The sequence below is a fragment of the Veillonella sp. R32 genome (genome assembly GCF_010093125.1).
Classification (GTDB): Bacteria; Bacillota; Negativicutes; order Veillonellales; family Veillonellaceae; genus Veillonella_A.
Genome location: NZ_NMZQ01000001.1, coordinates 101,920 through 119,385, shown reverse-complemented (window position 1 = coordinate 119,385; position 17,466 = coordinate 101,920). Strand labels below are relative to the sequence as shown.

Genomic DNA, 17,466 nt, shown 5'->3' with positions numbered 1-17,466 from the left:
TAGACAACTCACTTTATTGTCGATAACGCTTACTCGCGGATTGGCATACTCTAGTTCAACCAATCGGTTTGAAGGGGGTAATACACTAACTTGTGTAAGATGGTCACAGCCTAGCCATCTCTCTCTGTCACACAGTGGTTTAGGTATCATGTCCTTCGCTCTACCTGTTTCATTTGATGTATACACTGTACACCAAAAATCGTACGGTGTCAATACTCATTGTGCACAATTTACTAAAATATTATGGATTATACGCCTGGCGGAGCCTCTAAAAAGGTTAAATCTATGGCTAAACTCCCTAATACTTGACGCACTAAAGGAGCTGTATCGGCCGTACTACGGACCATACAAATGCCAGCATCACGATCTATTGTCGTCATAACCCCTAAATATTCATAACCTTCTAAAATGCGATTCACATAATTAGTCTGAGTTGGCGATATTTTAAAATATACATAGAACTCATTCACTACTAGCCACTCCTTCGAGAACGAATTACTGTCCTTTTACCTTACATTTACGACGCATCATAGCATATTCTTCTAATGGCGTATCGATATATAAGCGAACTTTCATCTGTGCATGAGGCGCTACCGTAATTTCCTGGCCCTCTTCATCAGTCATCTTAGTAATTGTATGATGCACTAATTCACCATGAGGTTGACAAAATTCTACTTCATCCCCCACTTTAAAATTGTTACGCTGCTCTAAATACGCATACCCTTCAGCGGCATTATAGCCTTCTACCAAACCGATAAAATCATGGGTTTGCGTATTGCTGGAAGCCCCATAGTTCTGCGCCGTTTCATCGGGCTTCTCTACGGAAAACCCTTCCGTATACGGACGGTGCGAAATCTTTTCTAATTCTTCAATCCATTCTGGTTTTACTTCGTAATGCTCTGGATCAGCTAAGTAAGTATCCACTGCTTCTCGATACACTTTAGTGACTGTAGCTGCATAGTGAACACTCTTCATACGACCTTCGATTTTTAGACTATCTACACCAGCTTCTACTAAATCAGGAATATATTTTAACAAGCAAAGATCCTTTGAGTTAAAAATATAAGTACCATGCTGATCTTCTTCAATAGGATAGTATTCACCAGGACGGTTTTCCTCTACCAAGGAATATTTCCAGCGACAAGCCTGCGTACACTGCCCACGGTTAGCGTCACGAGTAGTAAAATAATTACTCAATAAGCAACGGCCAGAATAGGAGATACACATAGCCCCATGAACGAAAGCTTCAATTTCAATATCAGCTGCTTCCTTCATAGTTTTAATATCAGCAATACTTACTTCTCGTGCCACTACAACACGACTGGCACCCTGCTCTTTCCAAAATTCAGTAGTTAAATAGTTTGTCGTATTGGCCTGCGTACTTACATGACGTTCCAAATTAGGAGCTACCCGTTTAGCCAACAAGAAAATCCCTAAGTCAGCTACAATGATAGCATCTACGCCAATGGATTCTAAGAATTTTAAATAGTCTTCTAAGCCGACCAAATCTTCATTATGGGGAATAATATTACAAGTAACATAGATTTTTTTGCCATGACTATGTACAAATTCCACCGCTTCTTTTAACTGCTCATTATTAAAATTAGAGCTACTAGCGCGCAAACCAAAGGATTGGCCCGCACAATATACAGCATCAGCGCCATAACGAATGGCCATTTTTAATTTATCCATATTGCCAGCTGGTGACAACACTTCAATCTGTTTATTCATGGATTACTTATTACCTTTCCAAATACTCACACTCATACCATCTCCTAAAGGATAAATGGTGGTATTAAATTTCGTTTTATCTTCTACTACCGCTAAAAATTCGCGCAGACGTTTCACAATGGTCTTATAGCGATGCGGTGCTTCTTTATCGCCTCGCACATAGCCTCTAAAGAGAACATTATCAGCTAAGACTACCGCCTGTGGTGCTAAATGAGGTAAAATCAACTCCAGTTGTTTCCCATACTGTCCCTTAGGACCATCTAAAAAAACTAAATCAAAACTGCCTTCCAAATGAGTTAACACTTCATTAGCATCGCCTAAATGAAGGCTTATATTTTCCTTATAGGGCGACTGACCAATATAATACTGGGCCATACCATGACGCTTCTCATCAAGCTCAATAGACACAATCTCTGCACCAGGCGCTGCATGCTTAGCCAATAATAAAGTAGAATAGCCTATGGCCGTGCCCACTTCCAGCACCCGATTAGGTCGATATAAACCGATGAGTTCTTCAAATAAATGTACTTCTGACTCACGCAAAATAGGTACTTTATTCAGTACCGCATAGATGCGCTGTTCATTTAAAATCTCTTTAATCTCCATAAATTGATGCCACCACTTGCAAATGTTCTTCATAAGTCTTAGTGAAATGGTGACGTCCTTCCTTATCTGCTACAAAAAATAAATAATCCGTACTTGGTGCATTAAGCACAGCCTCCATGGATTTCATGCCAGGATTGGCAATCGGGCCTGGTGGTAACCCTTTGTGAATATATGTATTATAAGGGCTTGGCAATTCCGTATCTTCAATCGACAAATGAGGCTTAGGATACCCTAGAATATATTGAATACTAGCACACGATTGTAACGGCATACCAATTTGTAAACGCTTCATAAAAACAGCGGCAATAATTGGTCGATCTTCATCAAATTTTGCCTCTTTTTCAACCAAAGAAGCGAGCGTAATAAATTCAAAAATCGTCATATGCTTAGCTTCAATCTGTTGTCGCATAGCAGGTGTCAATTGCTTATTCAATTCCCCCGCCATCTGCTTTAAAATGTCTTGTGGCTTACTATCCACGGGAATTTCATAGGTATTAGGGAATAAAAAACCTTCTACACGATAATCAACTTTACTAGGCCCATACATATATTGATAAGGCACATAGGTTTTAGCGGCTTCTAAAAATGCCACTTTAGAGCCTAAACCATCTTTTTCTAATTCATCAGCAATCTGTTGAATCGTATAGCCTTCAGGAATCGTTACTTTAATAGCCTGTAACTTCCCTTTTTGTAATAATTTTATAACATCCCGCAAACTAGCATTTTGCGGAATCTGGTAATACCCTTGTTGTAATTTATCCATAGAACCAGTTAAGCGCAGAGCCAAGCGAAACATCGTAGGCGAGCTAATAATTCCTTTGTCATACAACATATCACCAATTTCAGCACCCGTTTGATCTTTGTCAACGGTAAACACCACGTCTTGTGGCTTACTTACCATACTATTTGGTTTTAAATAAATAACAGCGGCGGCGATGCAAAGGATAAGTACCAGTCCTATAAAAGAACCACCTATCCACTTCAATCGTCTGCTCATAGACAATCTAACTCCTTATAGTTAATACTTGAAATGTCTAAACAATAACTGTTTATAAACAGGCGAAAGAGGGGCTAGGCCCCTCTTTCCCTAAATTTTAAATACCTAATTATTCTTCGTCAAGACCTGCTTCATAAAGGGCCAATACGCTTTCAAATTCTTCATCTGTAGGCGCTACATACACATCTTCGCCATCTTCTTGATCGATGCGTGCGATGATAACTTCTGGTTCTTCATGGCATTTGCAGCCAGGTTCACATTCTTCTGGTGGCAAGGAAATAAGCACAGCAAATTCTTTACCATCATGATTAATGATCATATCTTCTTCATAATACATTTCATTGCCTTCGCCGTCATCAATGACAACAACTGACATTTCGCCTTCATACCCTTGTTCTACCATGAGGACCTCCTTACGGTTAATACTTGTAGCTTAGCGCTACATTGCCTAAACAGTCTACCTCGTCGATTAACGTTGTAAACTGCGACTATCTAAATAGCCCTGTAATATGACAACAGCCGCCATTTTATCGATTACAGATTTACGCTTCTTACGGCTCACATCAGCAGCAATTAAGGAACGTTCTGCCATAACCGTGGATAATCGTTCATCCCAAAACGTTACCGGCACAGTAATCACTTCCTGCATCTTAGCTACAAATTCTTCCGTTTTAAGCGCTCGATCGCCCTTCGTGCCATTCATATTTTTAGGCATCCCTACTACGAGCTCTTCTACTTCATACGCTGTAATAAGCTCTTGTAAGCGCTGAAAATCCTTCTCCAACGAAGTGCGACGAATCGTTTCAATGCCTTGGGCCGTCAAATATAAAGCATCACTACAAGCAACGCCAATCGTACGACTGCCCACATCCAATGACATAATTCTCATATTATAATTTCTTAGCCTTTACGTATTCTACAACTAGCTCTTCAATTAATTCATCCCGATCTAAGCGACGAATCATGCTACGGGCATTGTTATAACTCGTAATATAAGTAGGCTCGCCGGAGATAAGAAAACCTACAATTTGTTCCACTGGATTGTATCCTTTTTCCTGTAAAGCGTGATACACATCACGTAACACTTCACCAGCAGAAGGAACATCATTTACTTTTTGAAACATCATAGTTTCATCTGATACACTCATGCAAAAGCCTCCTTTGCAACGGCATAGCCAGTAGCGCCTAAGCGCTACCAAGCTACACACAGAATGATTACTCTTTATAGTATTTATACTATACTTCTATTTTACCATAGATAAAATAGTTTCTTTACCTTTTTCTAAAGCAGCCCCTAAAGCACTCGCCTCTTTACCACCAGCTTGAGCCATGTCAGGACGACCACCACCATTACCGCCAGCAGCCTGAGCCGTAGCTTTTACGATATTACCTGCATGGAAGCCACCTTTAACAGCATCTTTCGTAGCCATACATACGAAATTAACTTTATCTTCGTGTTTCATGCCTAACAGCACAATGCCAGAACCCACTTTGTCGCGTACCATATCGGCAATGCTCCGAAGTTCATCCATATCAGCCGCTTTTACCTCGGCTACAACCGCTTTGAACTGACCGGCCTCAAAAGCACTACTTAAAACAGTTTCTAAGCCGCCAGACATCAATTCTTTACGAGCAGCCCCTAAATCATGTTCTAATTGTTTTACTTCAGCCACAACCTGCTGAGCACGAGCTACAACATCTTCTGGTTTTGTTTTTAAAATAGTTGCCACTTCACGAAGTTGAGCCTGTTCCTGCTGTGCTAAAGCTAACGCAGCTTCGCCTGTTACCGCTTCAATACGCCGTACACCCGAACCAATACCGCCTTCAGAAAGAATACGGAATGTACCAATAACAGCCGTATTTACAACATGGGAACCACCACAAAGTTCAACACTAAATTCTGGTACTGTAACAACGCGTACTCGATCCCCATATTTTTCACCAAAGAGCGCCATGGCGCCAAGCTTTTTAGCTTCGTCCATGGACATTTCTTGAATTGTTAAATTACTTGCTTTTAAGATTTCACCATTGACTAAATCAGTAATTTGTTGCAATTCATCCGCTGTGACTGGTGAAAAATGAGTAAAGTCAAAACGTAAACGATCTGGCATTACCAAGGAACCAGCCTGATTAACGTGACTGCCTAATACTTGTTTCAACGCAGCATGCAATAAGTGAGTAGCCGTATGGTTGCGAGCCATCGCTAAACGACGATTCGTATCTACTTCAAAACTTACTGTGTCACCTACTTGTAAATTGCCTTCCACAATAGTCCCTACATGATAAGTCGTACCTTCTGGTAATTTACGAGTTGTATGAACTTCCATTTTACCCATAGGGCCTACGATGAAACCAGAATCACCGAGCTGGCCGCCCCCTTCAGCATGGAATGGTGTAGTGCGTACAATTAAGGTAATTTCCATACCATCGGAAGCACTATCAAGGCGATTAGCCCCTTCACCAAGCATAAGGATTTCAGAAGACGTCGCCGATTCATCATCGGTCAATTTTTCATCACGAAGGAAGGTAATGTCTGGTGTCGCTACTTTGGCATCCACATCTTCGCGAGCCGCACGCGCACGAGCCCGTTGTTCTGCCATGGCGTTTTCAAAACCAGCCATATCAATGATAAGACCCGCTTCCATAGCGATTTCTTCCGTTAATTCCCAAGGGAATCCATAGGTATCATATAACTTAAATACTTCAGTACCTGGCACTTCTTTCGCATTATGGACTTTCAAGTCTGCAATTAAAGCACTCAATAATTCAAGGCCTTGTGCCAAGGTCTGATTAAAACGATCTTCTTCATTAGCCACAACTCGTTTGATGAAGTCATGTTTTTCAGTTAAGCCTGGCACACCAGAACCTAAAATATCAATAACTACATCTACTAAGTCCGTTAAGAAACGACCTTCAATACCAAGCAAACGACCATGGCGAACGGCACGACGTAAAATACGACGCAACACATAACCGCGACCTTCATTAGAAGGCAATACGCCATCACTAATGAGCACCGAAATAGCACGCACATGGTCACCAATTACTTTTAAAGATACATCGGTATTCGCATCTGTGTGATACGTTACGTTAGCCATTTGTGCTGCTTTTTCAATGATAGGGAAAATCAAATCCGTTTCAAAATTGCTTTCTTTATTTTGTAATACCGAAGCCAAACGTTCAAGGCCGGCGCCAGTATCAATATTTTTCTTTTCTAATGGCACATATTCGCCATCTGCCGTACGATTAAATTGTGTGAATACAAGATTCCAGATTTCAAGATAGCGATCGCAATCACAACCTGGTGCACAATCAGGTTCCCCACAACCACGTTCTTCACCAAGATCATAGAAAATTTCACTGTCAGGACCACATGGACCTTCACCAATTTCCCAGAAGTTATCTTCTAAACGACTGATATGATCATCTGGTAAGCCGATTTCATTATGCCAAACATCATAAGCTTCTTGATCATCAGGATACACTGTAACATACAAGCGATTTTTATCAAGTTTAATCACTTCTGTTAAAAATTCCCAAGCCCAATGAATCGCTTCTTTTTTGAAATAATCTCCAAAGGAGAAGTTACCTAACATTTCAAAGAAGGTATGATGGCGCGCAGTGCGGCCTACATTCTCAATATCCCCTGTACGGATGCATTTCTGACAAGTAGTAACGCGCGTACGTGGTGGTACTAGCTTACCTGTAAAAAATGGTTTCAATGGTGCCATACCAGCGCCAATGAGTAATAATGAGGGATCATTTTCCGGAATTAAGGAAAAACTATCTAAGATCAAATGTTGTTTGCTTTCAAAAAATTTCAAATAAGCCTGACGCAGCTCATTACCCTTCATGAGTTCAGCCTCCTAAATAAATACGATTACTCCTTATTATACTTCTTTAAACCTATATTTGTCTATTTTTTAATGAAAATGAGAAAGGTTATGGCATATCCTAAAATCGCCACTAATACAATAGTACCGCCAGGGGCTAAATCAAATTCAAAGGCTGCCCACAACCCAAGGACTACACTCAACAAGGAGTAGCCTTCACTAAGCATTAAAGTTTTAACAAAGCCTTGACGCCATAAATGAGCGGAAGCAACTGGCACAATCATAAGCGCCCCAATGAGCAAAATCCCCACTATGGTCATCCCCATAACAACTACTAAGGCCGTTAAAATAGCAAATAACATATTAATACGCCCTACCGAAATCCCTGCGGTTAAGGCAATTTGTTCATCAAAAGCAGTAAATAATAGGCGAGAGTAAATCGCATATACAATAATGGCTACGAAGACGGCAACGATTGCAATCGTAATAATGTCTATAGTCGTTACTGTTAAAATACTACCAAAGAGGAAATTTAAAAGGCCTGTACTTGGCATTTTAGTCATAGTCGCAAAAATGACGGCTAAGGCTAGGCCTGTATAAAAAAATAACGCTAAAATCATATCCGTATACTGGTTCTGACGACGTCGCACCAACTCAATACCAATAGCGGTCAACACGGTTAAGGCCGCCGCCCCTAAAGGAGGATATATTTGTAATAAAGACGCCCCTGTTACGCCCGCAAAAGCTACATGACCTAAGCCTTCACTCAGCAAGGATTGCCGTTTAATCACTATAAAAGTACCAATCAAAGGGCACATAAGGGCCACTATAATCCCCGCAACAAAGGCCCGTTGCATAAATTCATAGGAAAAAATGTCCATCTTAACCTCCTATATGCCAAGCCAACGAGGTGCCCATATGGCTATCTAAAAACCCCTGACTATTCCCTTCGTAACAAACATGACGATTGATACAAATCACTTGATTGGCCACTTCACAAGCATCTACAATATCATGAGTGACCATAAGAATAGTCATACCTTCATCACATAATTGACGCAATAGTGTCATAATATGCTCGCTCACTTGATAGTCAATACCACTAGTTGGTTCATCTAACAATAAATACTTAGGACCTCTAGCTAATGCCTGGGCAATCATGACCCGTTGCTGTTGCCCACCACTTAAATCTCCAATCCGGCGATGCGTAAACTCCGCCATGCCCACCTGTGCCAACGCTTTATGAGCTAATGCTTGTCGTTCTTTATGTTTAATGCCTTGAATACGTAACCCTAGCTCTACAATTTCGCCACAAGTAGCCGGAAATTGAGCCGCATTTTTATTATAAATCTGAGGCACTAAATGCAATAAGCCTAAACGTTGCGCTTCACTTACCGTATAGCCATCAATAGTTACGCTGCCACTAGCTAGCTGTAATAAACCAGCCACCAAACGTAAAAAGGTCGTCTTCCCTGCGCCATTAGGGCCTACTACAATGGTGAAGTCCCCTTCTGGTATAGTAACGGAAATATCCCGTAAGATACTGTCTTGCTCGTAATTAAATTGTACCTTCTCTAAAACAATTTCGCCCATGTAATACTCCTTGTGCTATATAGGCTAAAAGAGGAGGCTGGAGCCTCCTCTTCACAATATACCTTAAATTACGCGCTTAGCTCCAATATAGCGTTCGCCCCAATAGCCATCATTAATGTTGGCTACCGTTACGCCACGACTAGAGGTAGCACTAATAAATTTACCTTCCCCAATGTAAATCCCTGAATGAGATACACCTTGTTCATAGGTTTGGAAAAATACTAAATCGCCCGGTTGCAAATTATGCTTACCAATCTTTTGTCCCACTGTATATTGCTCATCAGCACTGCGTGGTAAGGTAATCCCCGACTTAGCAAATACATAGCGCACATAGCCAGAGCAGTCAAAGCCCTTTGGCGTAGTACCACCAAATAAATAAGGCACCCCACTATAGCTTTCTGCTTCTTTAAGAATTGTCCGCACTGATTTTGGCACATTCGCCGTTTTTGTAAAAATAAAATCAGGTTCAATTGGATCTAACAAGCTTGACGAACTGCTTGATTTGCTTTGACTCGTCTTATCTTTACTTTTGCTAGTTTGTTTACCTTGCTTAGCATTCGCTTTCGTCTTTATTGCCTTGTTAGCTACTTTAGGAGACGCTGCTGTTTCACTATCGCTAGCTTTGACAGTACTCGTACTTTTACGACCAGCTGCCATTTCTGCGGCAATCTTTTCATCAGACATACGCCCCAAACTAGCCACTGTTTTTTCATTCAACGATTTGCCCATCAATTTCTTATACGTAGTAGCATCTAGTACACCATTCACGGGCAAACCATTATCTCGTTGATATAAACGAACGGCCCATTTAGTATTTGCATCATACTCACCATTCAAGCGAGCATTATAACCAGCAGCAATCAATTTCTTCTGAATCGCTGGAATATCGCCACCCTTAGCGCCATAAGTATAACTAGCAGCACTGACTCCCCAGTGAGAACCTACCACTAATACCATAGCCGCTGCTAAGGCGACTTTTCTTTGAATTGATTTCATAGCCTTATCCTCAAACTAATCTCTGAGTACACTTCTTTAGCAGCTCGAGCTATGACAAGTCGAACTGTTTACTCTTTATTATACCACACAATGTAGTACACTGGCTATATCCTACTCAATTACAGTATATTATAACAGTACCAGAGCCTCTAAAAAGATACTCTGGTAGTATATAAAGCAAGTATTCGAAATTTAATTTTCCTATTTAGGCATCTGATTATATGACTCTGACTGTGGATTTTGCTTATGACTAGCCTCGCAATTAAAACTATCGCGCACCCAATACAAGGGACGATGTTTCACTTCTTCAAATACGCGACCTACATATTCCCCAATAATACCAAGGCCAATTAATTGCACGCCACCGAGGAAAAAAATAGCTACACCTAAAGTAGCCCAACCACTAACAGCCGAGTCCGTGAAAAAGTGAACGAATAAAATATGCAAAATCATAATTAGGCTCAACAAACCAGATAACAAGCCTACATAAAAGGCAGCTCGTAGTGGTACTTTGGAGAATGCTGCAATCCCATCTAAGGCAAAATGCAACATTTTACGAACACTAAATTTAGATTTACCGGCAAATCGAGGGGGTGCCACAAAATGAATTTCCGCTTGATTATAGCCAATATCTCCTACTATACCGCGCAAAAAGCGACCATGTTCTCTAAAGCGCAACAAAGTATTTAACGCTTTACGATTCATGAGGCGAAAATCAGACCCACCTTCTACAATAGGTACATTCGCCATTTTATTCATTAATTTATAGTAATACTTAGACGTGAAGGCTTTGGCCCAACTAGCATCTTCTGTAGAATCACGAATCGTCCGTACTACATCGTGACCTTCCTCCCATAAATGCACGAGTTGAGGAATTAATTCAGGTGGATGTTGCATATCCCCATCCATGGTAATAACAGCATCCCCCTTAGCATAATCTAGGCCACAAGTCAAAGCTAATTGATGACCAAAATTACGAGCCAATAACAATACTTTAACAGCCTTATCCTCCTCAGCAATATGTTTAAGCATTAAAGCTGAATTATCAGCAGAGCCATCATCTACAAAGATGATTTCCTGTTCATAAGGTAACGTATTTAATACGGCTTTTACAGAACTATAAAATTTTTTAATATTTGCCTCTTCATTATATACGGGCACCACTACTGACAATAACATACTCTGCCTCCGTTTCCTTGATTGCGACTTCATTTTACTAAATTTTTAAAACTTTGGCAAATAAACAAAGCATAAATAAACATTAAACTTCACCCTTTTTAAAGAGGCAAAACATCTCCAACGCTCAAAGTAAAATGACTCACTAAACAGGCCCTCTAAACAAACAAAAACAGTTGAACCTCAGCTAACCAAGACACAACTGTTTCCATTATCGATCCCGTTCTTAGGCCATGCCTAAAAGAGAGATGTAAAGTATTAAATTCACAAGTTTAAGATTAAAAACTAAGATCATACACTACGTGACCAATGACATTTTTAACTGGTACTGGTCCAATAAAGCGACTATCACTAGAGTGATTACGATTATCCCCCATAACAAATACATGACCTTCTGGAATAACTACTGGAGCCGTCTGCGAATAATTCATAGTAGGCTCCTTCGTATAAGGCTCTTCTAACTCCTGCCCATTACGCCATACATGACCGCCTTTAAATTCTAAGGTGTCACCAGGTAAGCCAATAACACGTTTTACCCAAGCATCATGCCGTTCTGCTGACTTGCTAAACACGGATAAATAATTAGATACTACATCCGTCACATCATCTTGCCAAGTGCGTTCACGGTTAACGCGACTATCAATGATCACAATATCACCATAATTAGGCATATTGCCACGTACGTGGTCCCATTTTGATACCACTAAGAAGTCACCATTGTGAAATGTATCTTCCATAGACTCGCCAGATACACGCGTAATTTGACCTACAAATAAATGAACTACAATGGCAATCGCCAACGCAATAATAATGGCATATAACCATTCGCCTATTTCATGTATAATTTGTTTACCAATTGTCTTTTCTTCTGCCATATAAATTTCTAGCCGTTTGACCTACTCCTTAACAAGCAAACGCTACGCTAGACTCCTTTCTCCAAGAACCGCATACAGCCACTTAGTGAATCGTCTTCTTACCGAATTGACCACCAAATACATCATGTACGTCAGTAATAGTAATAAACGCGTTTTCATCTTGTTCATACACGATGTCTTTCATTTTTGTAATCTCAAGACGCGTCACTACTGAGTATAACACTTTTTTTGGTTCTTTTGAATAGCCACCTTCACCGAATAAAACAGTTACACCACGGCCAAGGCGATGCATAAGGACTTCACGAATTTCATCAGGGCTATCAGTAATAATCATAATGCCCTTAGACTCTTCTAGACCGGTAATAGTCATATCCATCATTTTATAGGCAACAAAGTAAGCAATTAAGGAATACATAGCACTATTCCAGCTATAAACAAAACCAGCCGCTCCTAAGATAAATAAGTTACAAATCATAACGATTTCACCTACCGAGAAGGAGCTTTTCTTATCCATAATAATAGCTACAATTTCTACACCATCCAAAGAGCCCCCATTACGAATAATGAGCCCTACCCCGATACCAAGGATGACCCCACCAAAGATAGAGGCTAAGAAAGGATCAATATCAGGTGGCGTAATCGTATGCATGTACAAAGACATAATAGAAATACATACAACGCCAAATAAAGTAGCTACCGTAAAACTACGTCCTATCAATTTATAGCCCACATAGAGGAATGGCAGATTAATCAGTACCAAATAAATACTGAAGGAAATGCCGGTTAATTCCGCTGCCATCAAGGCTAAACCAACTACACCACCGTCGATGATGCTTTTAGGTACCAATAATACATCGAGTCCAAAAGTATATATGGCGGCACCAATTACAATCCATATATAACGTATTAAAATATCTTTCCAAGTAAGTTTTTGTGCTTTTTTATAAGCAGCCATTGCGTATCCCCTTTCTCCTTTGCAACTCATCTTTGTCTAAACTTGTGCATGTTTAGACATCTTTAAAATATATTGTTCACCAATAATCCAAGCTGTAAAATCATCAACTGGCACTGGTGGATATAACATGCCTTTTGGTACTAACCGCTTCAAGCCCGTTGGCGGATGACACTGAAAATAGCGTTTTCTAGCCATTTCAGTAGTATGGGCCTCTTCAGCAAGCTGCGCCGTTATAGCCCATTGCTTCGCCAAATTTTCCAACAAGTGAAATACATATTTGTGATTGGTCCCATTACCGCAGACTAGCTCTTTAATATGCCCCTTATACTGCTCGCCTAAGGCTTGTAACTGACGGTCTAATTGATCCGTCGGATAAATAGCTTTAACTACTAATTCAGCAGTATCGCGAATCATAATAGCAACGCCACTTTTCTCACGGCCTGGGTCGACAGCTAACAATAAAGCTTGGTCCCTTATACCTGATAATTGATCGCTATTCATCGTAATACGCCTCCTTTTAATCAGAAATGTCCACAAAAAATGCTGTCGGTAGCTAAGCTATCGGCAGCATTTGTATCTGTTCCGGCATAGTAATCTCTGAAAATAAACGCCTATGTATTAACCCAATATACATCCTTAAATACTTTAAACGGATGTATTCAACCATATAAGCGAATATTTTCGATATACTTATTATACCATAAAGTCAATAACGCTTAGTTACTAATTTTAATCTAAATTATGCATTTTATGCATAATTACCATAACTACTCCGGACTCAATCGCAACTCTATTTGTACCGGTCCAGTCGTATAAGTATCTTCCCGTACGACTGCTTCTAAACGAACCGACCCGGACATACGACTGAGCTCACGAATGGTATCAAACAATTCATCACCTGGCATTGAACCTACATCACCACTCAGTGGATCGGGTAAAATACCCTGTGTCTTAGCCTGCCCATTTACATCTTTTAAGAACGATAATACTGTAAATTGTGCATCTCCACCACCTTGTACTGTGGTCGTCCAAATGACATCCCCCTTATCATATACTTTGCGATAAGGATACGCATGAATTTCTGCCAACGCCGCTTCACCATAAATAATATTAGCCGCTGCCGTTATGCGAATGGTCATTGGTTCCGACGCATTAGCCACTTGTTTAGCTACGTCTTCTAAATTAGAACGGCTTACATAAATAACAGCCTTATTTTCATCAATGCCTAAACGGCGTAAAATTAAGCCATTCGTATCATTCAATACATTGGTAATTGCTTTCGCACTTTCTTCTTCATTAAGGCCTGGACGAATTAACGCGCCACTGAGCACTTCACCAACACGGAATAAAACAGTGCCTTCACGAACATGCGTAATCCCTTCTTCTAACCGCTTAGTGGTTACTTTCAAATCTTCAATGTGAGCCTCTAATTCCTGTTTAGTACTTTCTAAAGCCTTTACATCATTAGTAGACTGTGCTAACCGCGCATCCGCTTGTCGATACGCTTCTTGCACCGAAATTAATTCTTCGCTCATAGAGTTACGAGCAGCTCGTGCCTCTTCTAATTCTTCTTGAGTGGCTTGCACATCTTTACGCATAGTATTTAAAGCCACTGTCTTTTCACTTAACTCTTTTTTACCAGCCTCTAATTCTTTATTTTTAGCAGCTACATCACTATTTAATTGATCCATTTCAGCTTGCAATTGCTCCATCCCAAATAAAGCAATTCGTACATTTTCAGAAGCAAAGGCCAAAATCCCCAACGTACTGGCGGAAATAAAAATCCCCGTAATAATCGTCATAATAATGGAGGTATGTTTTGGCCGTAAGCCAAAAATAGACATTCTTTTTTTGCCTATTCTAGATCCTAATTTATCGCCAATGAACGCAATCGCCCCACCCATGATAGCGATGATTAATATAATATTCAAACCTACCAACATAGAAGGTGCGCTCCTTTCACTAACTCATACTTAGTCTATATACGGTACTCTATATCTTATGCTCAGTTTCTATTGTACTCTATTTTCAAAAAAAGAAAAAGTGAATTACTATGAAAAAAGTATTATTTATCATATAAAAACGACCTTGATTGCTATCTCAAGGTCGTTTTATATAGACTGCACTTATTCTGTATTTATTTTGATACTTTCCAGTTTAGCCACAAACCAGCAATAATCCCTAAGGTATCTGGTATAATCGCCGCTACTACTGGTGGCAACGCCCCGCCTTTACCCAAAGCACCGGTAAAGGTCATGACGCCATAATAAACAAAAATAATTAAAACACTAAGGCCAAAACCAATGGAGGAACTTGACCGTTGCTTTTGAAGGCCTAAAGGGGCCCCTACCAAGGCAAAGACAAAGCTAGCAATAGGGATTGTAAATCGTTGATACATTTCCATTTCCCATTTAGTCGATTTTACATGACTCGCTTTTAACGCTTTGATTTGCTCCCGTAACTCCTTGATTGTCATTTCTTCAGGATCTCGTTGTTCTTGAGAAATTTGATCGGGATCTTTCGCAATTGGCAATACTTGATCTTTAAAACGTAAAGTTCGTTCAATACCATTGCCATCAACTGCTAAATCATAAATAACCCCATCGTGCATAACCCAATAGGTACCATTCCAAGTAGCCGTTTCAGCATGTTCAATCTGGGTTACATTACCATTTGTAAATAGTTGCGCTGTTACACCAGTAATTAACTTCGTCTTGGAATCATATTTTTTAGCATACATGAGGGTGCTAATTTCATCCCCCTCCATCGTTTTTAGTACAATATGTTCCTGCGCTGGCGGTTCTGCTTGTTTTTTAATTTCATTGCGAATAATGTTTTGATACGCATGATTTGCCGCTGGGACTACATATTCATTAAAGGCAATAGCACCGATAGAAATAAAGAAAGCCGCAATATACACTGGCATAGCTAACCGTAAAAAGCTAAGGCCCCCAGCACGCATAACAATGATTTCACTCGTACCACTCAAACGCCCAAAGGCTAGTAAGGAAGCCAATAACACGGCCATAGGGAAAGTAAGGACTACAATACTTGGCAAGGCCAAAATAAAAGCTCGCGTTACGGCCCACAAGGAGGCACCATATTCCGTAATGTACTGAGCAATCCGGAATAAAGTCCCCGTCCCTACAAAAATACTGGTAAAAGCAAATATACCAAAGAGAAAGGGGCCGACAAAGCTTTTCAATATATATTTATCTAATATACGCATTCGTGTTCACCTGACCCCTATAAATTAAAACTATCCCCTAAGTAATGCTTACGCGCTACTGGACTATTAGCTACTTCATCAGCAGACCCTTCTAGTAATATTTTACCATTACTTAAAATATAAGCCCGGTCTACAATACCTAAGGTTTCACGTACATTGTGGTCCGTAATCAAGACCCCAATACCGCGTTCTTTCAAATGTCGAATAATGGATTGAATATCGGCTACTGCAATTGGATCAACGCCAGCAAATGGTTCATCTAATAAAATAAATCGTGGCGCTAACGCAATACAACGAGCGATTTCCACACGCCGACGTTCACCGCCCGACAACTGCATACCTTGGCGGTGACGTACATGTTCAATATGGAATTCTTGCAACAAGGACTCTACAGTAGCTTCAATTTCTTGTTTTGATTTCTCCGTCGTTTCTAACATGGCCCGAATATTGTCTTCTACCGATAAAGATCGAAAGACGGAGGCCTCTTGTGGTAAATAACCAATACCTTGGTCAGCCCGCTTATACATAGGCATATGGGAAATATCTTTACCACCAATCGTAATGCTTCCTTTATTTGGTTTTTCAATCCCTACAATCATGTAGAAAGTCGTAGTCTTACCAGCCCCATTGGGGCCTAATAAACCAACTACTTCGCCTTCTTCCACACGGACACTAACGCCATCAACTACATTACGGCCCTTATAGGTTTTTACTAAATCCTTCGTTTCAATAAACATTAAGGCAACTCCTTACTGTTGTGGCGTAATAACTAAGGTACTACGGCCCCCTACAGTTTGTACTGAATTATCTTTCATTTCTAATTTTAATTCTGGTGCATTGAGCACATTACCATTCTGTACGGCATGTGCATTGCCAGTAAGATACGCTACCCCATCATCTTGACCAGGCGTTTGCGTATACACCGCATTATCGGCACTAGCATCTAAATTATGCTTAGCACTATGCAAGGTTACATTGCCTTGAGCGGTCGCACGAATTTGCCCTAACCAACCTTCAATATAATCACCAGTAAGTACAGCATCATCCATAACTAATTTACCATGGCCTCGAGAAGTACCATATTCCGTCTTCGTATTATACGTTACAATGTCACCAAATACTTGCTTGTTTTCTTTTTGCAAGCGTACATTACCTTTAGCTTCTAATTGTTCATTATTCGTACTATGTAATTCTTGCGCGGACATAGAAGTATCGGTACCAATCATACTAATACCACCTGTTAAACGAGCTTCTTGAGTCTTCGTATTATACCAGCCTTCTTTGCCCGTCATCGTTTTATCTTCATTGATAATAACTACATTCCCCTTAGCCTGTGCTAAGCCGCTATTACCATCATATTGCAACACATCTGCGGTAATTGTCATATTAGAAGTCGCTGCCCAGGCAGGCACCGCTATACTAGCCGCCAATGCGGTAATCGCCATTACTTTTGACAATTTCATTTATGAGTCCTC

19 protein-coding genes are annotated in these 17,466 nt (G+C 40.3%); all 19 read right to left on the bottom strand.

Annotated elements, in window-relative coordinates; all coding sequences use genetic code 11:
• Positions 1-248: 248 nt before the first annotated feature.
• Complete coding sequence (locus tag VER_RS00545) at positions 249-470, bottom strand: DUF4911 domain-containing protein (protein WP_162098947.1); 222 nt, start codon at positions 468-470, stop codon at positions 249-251.
• A gap of 25 nt (positions 471-495) precedes the next feature.
• Positions 496-1,731, bottom strand: coding sequence for a U32 family peptidase (locus tag VER_RS00540; RefSeq protein WP_162098946.1), 1,236 nt, complete (start codon positions 1,729-1,731; stop codon positions 496-498).
• A gap of 3 nt (positions 1,732-1,734) precedes the next feature.
• A complete protein-coding gene (locus VER_RS00535; RefSeq protein ID WP_162098945.1) occupies positions 1,735-2,337 on the bottom strand; it encodes an O-methyltransferase in 603 nt (200 codons plus the stop codon).
• The gene (mltG, locus tag VER_RS00530) at positions 2,327-3,334 is read right to left on the bottom strand and encodes an endolytic transglycosylase MltG (RefSeq protein ID WP_162098944.1); all 1,008 of its coding nucleotides are present in this window, start codon (positions 3,332-3,334) and stop codon (positions 2,327-2,329) included. Before mltG ends, VER_RS00535 begins: the two co-directional genes overlap by 11 nt.
• A 109-nt stretch (positions 3,335-3,443) precedes the next feature.
• Positions 3,444-3,737: a DUF1292 domain-containing protein gene (locus VER_RS00525; RefSeq protein WP_162098943.1), complete on the bottom strand. Its 294-nt coding sequence runs from the start codon at positions 3,735-3,737 to the stop codon at positions 3,444-3,446.
• Positions 3,738-3,803: 66 nt separating this feature from the next.
• Entirely contained in the window at positions 3,804-4,223 is a 420-nt protein-coding gene (gene ruvX / locus VER_RS00520; protein ID WP_162098942.1) for a Holliday junction resolvase RuvX, read from the bottom strand.
• A 1-nt stretch (position 4,224) separates the two neighbouring features.
• On the bottom strand, positions 4,225-4,482 hold the full coding sequence (locus tag VER_RS00515) for an IreB family regulatory phosphoprotein (protein ID WP_115310002.1): 258 nt from the start codon (positions 4,480-4,482) through the stop codon (positions 4,225-4,227).
• Between the two features lie 96 nt (positions 4,483-4,578).
• Complete coding sequence (gene alaS, locus VER_RS00510) at positions 4,579-7,188, bottom strand: alanine--tRNA ligase (RefSeq protein WP_162098941.1); 2,610 nt, start codon at positions 7,186-7,188, stop codon at positions 4,579-4,581.
• Positions 7,189-7,250: 62 nt separating this feature from the next.
• Positions 7,251-8,048: a metal ABC transporter permease gene (locus VER_RS00505; protein WP_162098940.1), complete on the bottom strand. Its 798-nt coding sequence runs from the start codon at positions 8,046-8,048 to the stop codon at positions 7,251-7,253.
• 1 nt (position 8,049) lies between these two features.
• The gene (locus VER_RS00500; RefSeq protein ID WP_162098939.1) at positions 8,050-8,760 is read right to left on the bottom strand and encodes a metal ABC transporter ATP-binding protein; all 711 of its coding nucleotides are present in this window, start codon (positions 8,758-8,760) and stop codon (positions 8,050-8,052) included.
• Between the two features lie 63 nt (positions 8,761-8,823).
• A complete protein-coding gene (locus VER_RS00495) occupies positions 8,824-9,756 on the bottom strand; it encodes an NlpC/P60 family protein (protein WP_162098938.1) in 933 nt (310 codons plus the stop codon).
• A 201-nt stretch (positions 9,757-9,957) separates the two neighbouring features.
• On the bottom strand, positions 9,958-10,935 hold the full coding sequence (locus tag VER_RS00490) for a glycosyltransferase family 2 protein (RefSeq protein WP_162098937.1): 978 nt from the start codon (positions 10,933-10,935) through the stop codon (positions 9,958-9,960).
• Between the two features lie 275 nt (positions 10,936-11,210).
• The gene (gene lepB, locus VER_RS00485; protein WP_162098936.1) at positions 11,211-11,807 is read right to left on the bottom strand and encodes a signal peptidase I; all 597 of its coding nucleotides are present in this window, start codon (positions 11,805-11,807) and stop codon (positions 11,211-11,213) included.
• Between the two features lie 82 nt (positions 11,808-11,889).
• Positions 11,890-12,762: a YitT family protein gene (locus VER_RS00480; protein WP_115310009.1), complete on the bottom strand. Its 873-nt coding sequence runs from the start codon at positions 12,760-12,762 to the stop codon at positions 11,890-11,892.
• A 36-nt stretch (positions 12,763-12,798) separates the two neighbouring features.
• Entirely contained in the window at positions 12,799-13,263 is a 465-nt protein-coding gene (locus tag VER_RS00475) for a hypothetical protein (RefSeq protein ID WP_162098935.1), read from the bottom strand.
• Between the two features lie 266 nt (positions 13,264-13,529).
• Positions 13,530-14,705, bottom strand: a complete 1,176-nt coding sequence (locus VER_RS00470; protein ID WP_162098934.1) for a DUF3084 domain-containing protein — start codon at positions 14,703-14,705, stop codon at positions 13,530-13,532.
• Between the two features lie 194 nt (positions 14,706-14,899).
• Positions 14,900-15,991 (bottom strand): LptF/LptG family permease, encoded by a 1,092-nt coding sequence (locus VER_RS00465; RefSeq protein WP_162098933.1) that lies wholly within the window; start codon positions 15,989-15,991, stop codon positions 14,900-14,902.
• Positions 15,992-16,008: 17 nt separating this feature from the next.
• A complete protein-coding gene (gene lptB / locus VER_RS00460; RefSeq protein ID WP_162098932.1) occupies positions 16,009-16,728 on the bottom strand; it encodes an LPS export ABC transporter ATP-binding protein in 720 nt (239 codons plus the stop codon).
• 12 nt (positions 16,729-16,740) lie between these two features.
• Entirely contained in the window at positions 16,741-17,454 is a 714-nt protein-coding gene (locus tag VER_RS00455) for an LptA/OstA family protein (protein WP_162098931.1), read from the bottom strand.
• Positions 17,455-17,466 lie beyond the last annotated feature (12 nt).

Coding starts and splice junctions, on each gene's coding strand:
- VER_RS00540 (WP_162098946.1), bottom strand. CDS start 1,731: ATGAATAAACAGATTGAAGTGTTGTCACCAGCTGGCAATATGGATAAA.
- VER_RS00535 (WP_162098945.1), bottom strand. CDS start 2,337: ATGGAGATTAAAGAGATTTTAAATGAACAGCGCATCTATGCGGTACTG.
- mltG (WP_162098944.1), bottom strand. CDS start 3,334: ATGAGCAGACGATTGAAGTGGATAGGTGGTTCTTTTATAGGACTGGTA.
- VER_RS00525 (WP_162098943.1), bottom strand. CDS start 3,737: ATGGTAGAACAAGGGTATGAAGGCGAAATGTCAGTTGTTGTCATTGAT.
- ruvX (WP_162098942.1), bottom strand. CDS start 4,223: ATGAGAATTATGTCATTGGATGTGGGCAGTCGTACGATTGGCGTTGCT.
- VER_RS00515 (WP_115310002.1), bottom strand. CDS start 4,482: ATGAGTGTATCAGATGAAACTATGATGTTTCAAAAAGTAAATGATGTT.
- alaS (WP_162098941.1), bottom strand. CDS start 7,188: ATGAAGGGTAATGAGCTGCGTCAGGCTTATTTGAAATTTTTTGAAAGC.
- VER_RS00505 (WP_162098940.1), bottom strand. CDS start 8,048: ATGGACATTTTTTCCTATGAATTTATGCAACGGGCCTTTGTTGCGGGG.
- VER_RS00500 (WP_162098939.1), bottom strand. CDS start 8,760: ATGGGCGAAATTGTTTTAGAGAAGGTACAATTTAATTACGAGCAAGAC.
- VER_RS00495 (WP_162098938.1), bottom strand. CDS start 9,756: ATGAAATCAATTCAAAGAAAAGTCGCCTTAGCAGCGGCTATGGTATTA.
- VER_RS00490 (WP_162098937.1), bottom strand. CDS start 10,935: ATGTTATTGTCAGTAGTGGTGCCCGTATATAATGAAGAGGCAAATATT.
- lepB (WP_162098936.1), bottom strand. CDS start 11,807: ATGGCAGAAGAAAAGACAATTGGTAAACAAATTATACATGAAATAGGC.
- VER_RS00480 (WP_115310009.1), bottom strand. CDS start 12,762: ATGGCTGCTTATAAAAAAGCACAAAAACTTACTTGGAAAGATATTTTA.
- VER_RS00475 (WP_162098935.1), bottom strand. CDS start 13,263: ATGAATAGCGATCAATTATCAGGTATAAGGGACCAAGCTTTATTGTTA.
- VER_RS00470 (WP_162098934.1), bottom strand. CDS start 14,705: ATGTTGGTAGGTTTGAATATTATATTAATCATCGCTATCATGGGTGGG.
- VER_RS00465 (WP_162098933.1), bottom strand. CDS start 15,991: ATGCGTATATTAGATAAATATATATTGAAAAGCTTTGTCGGCCCCTTT.
- lptB (WP_162098932.1), bottom strand. CDS start 16,728: ATGTTTATTGAAACGAAGGATTTAGTAAAAACCTATAAGGGCCGTAAT.
- VER_RS00455 (WP_162098931.1), bottom strand. CDS start 17,454: ATGAAATTGTCAAAAGTAATGGCGATTACCGCATTGGCGGCTAGTATA.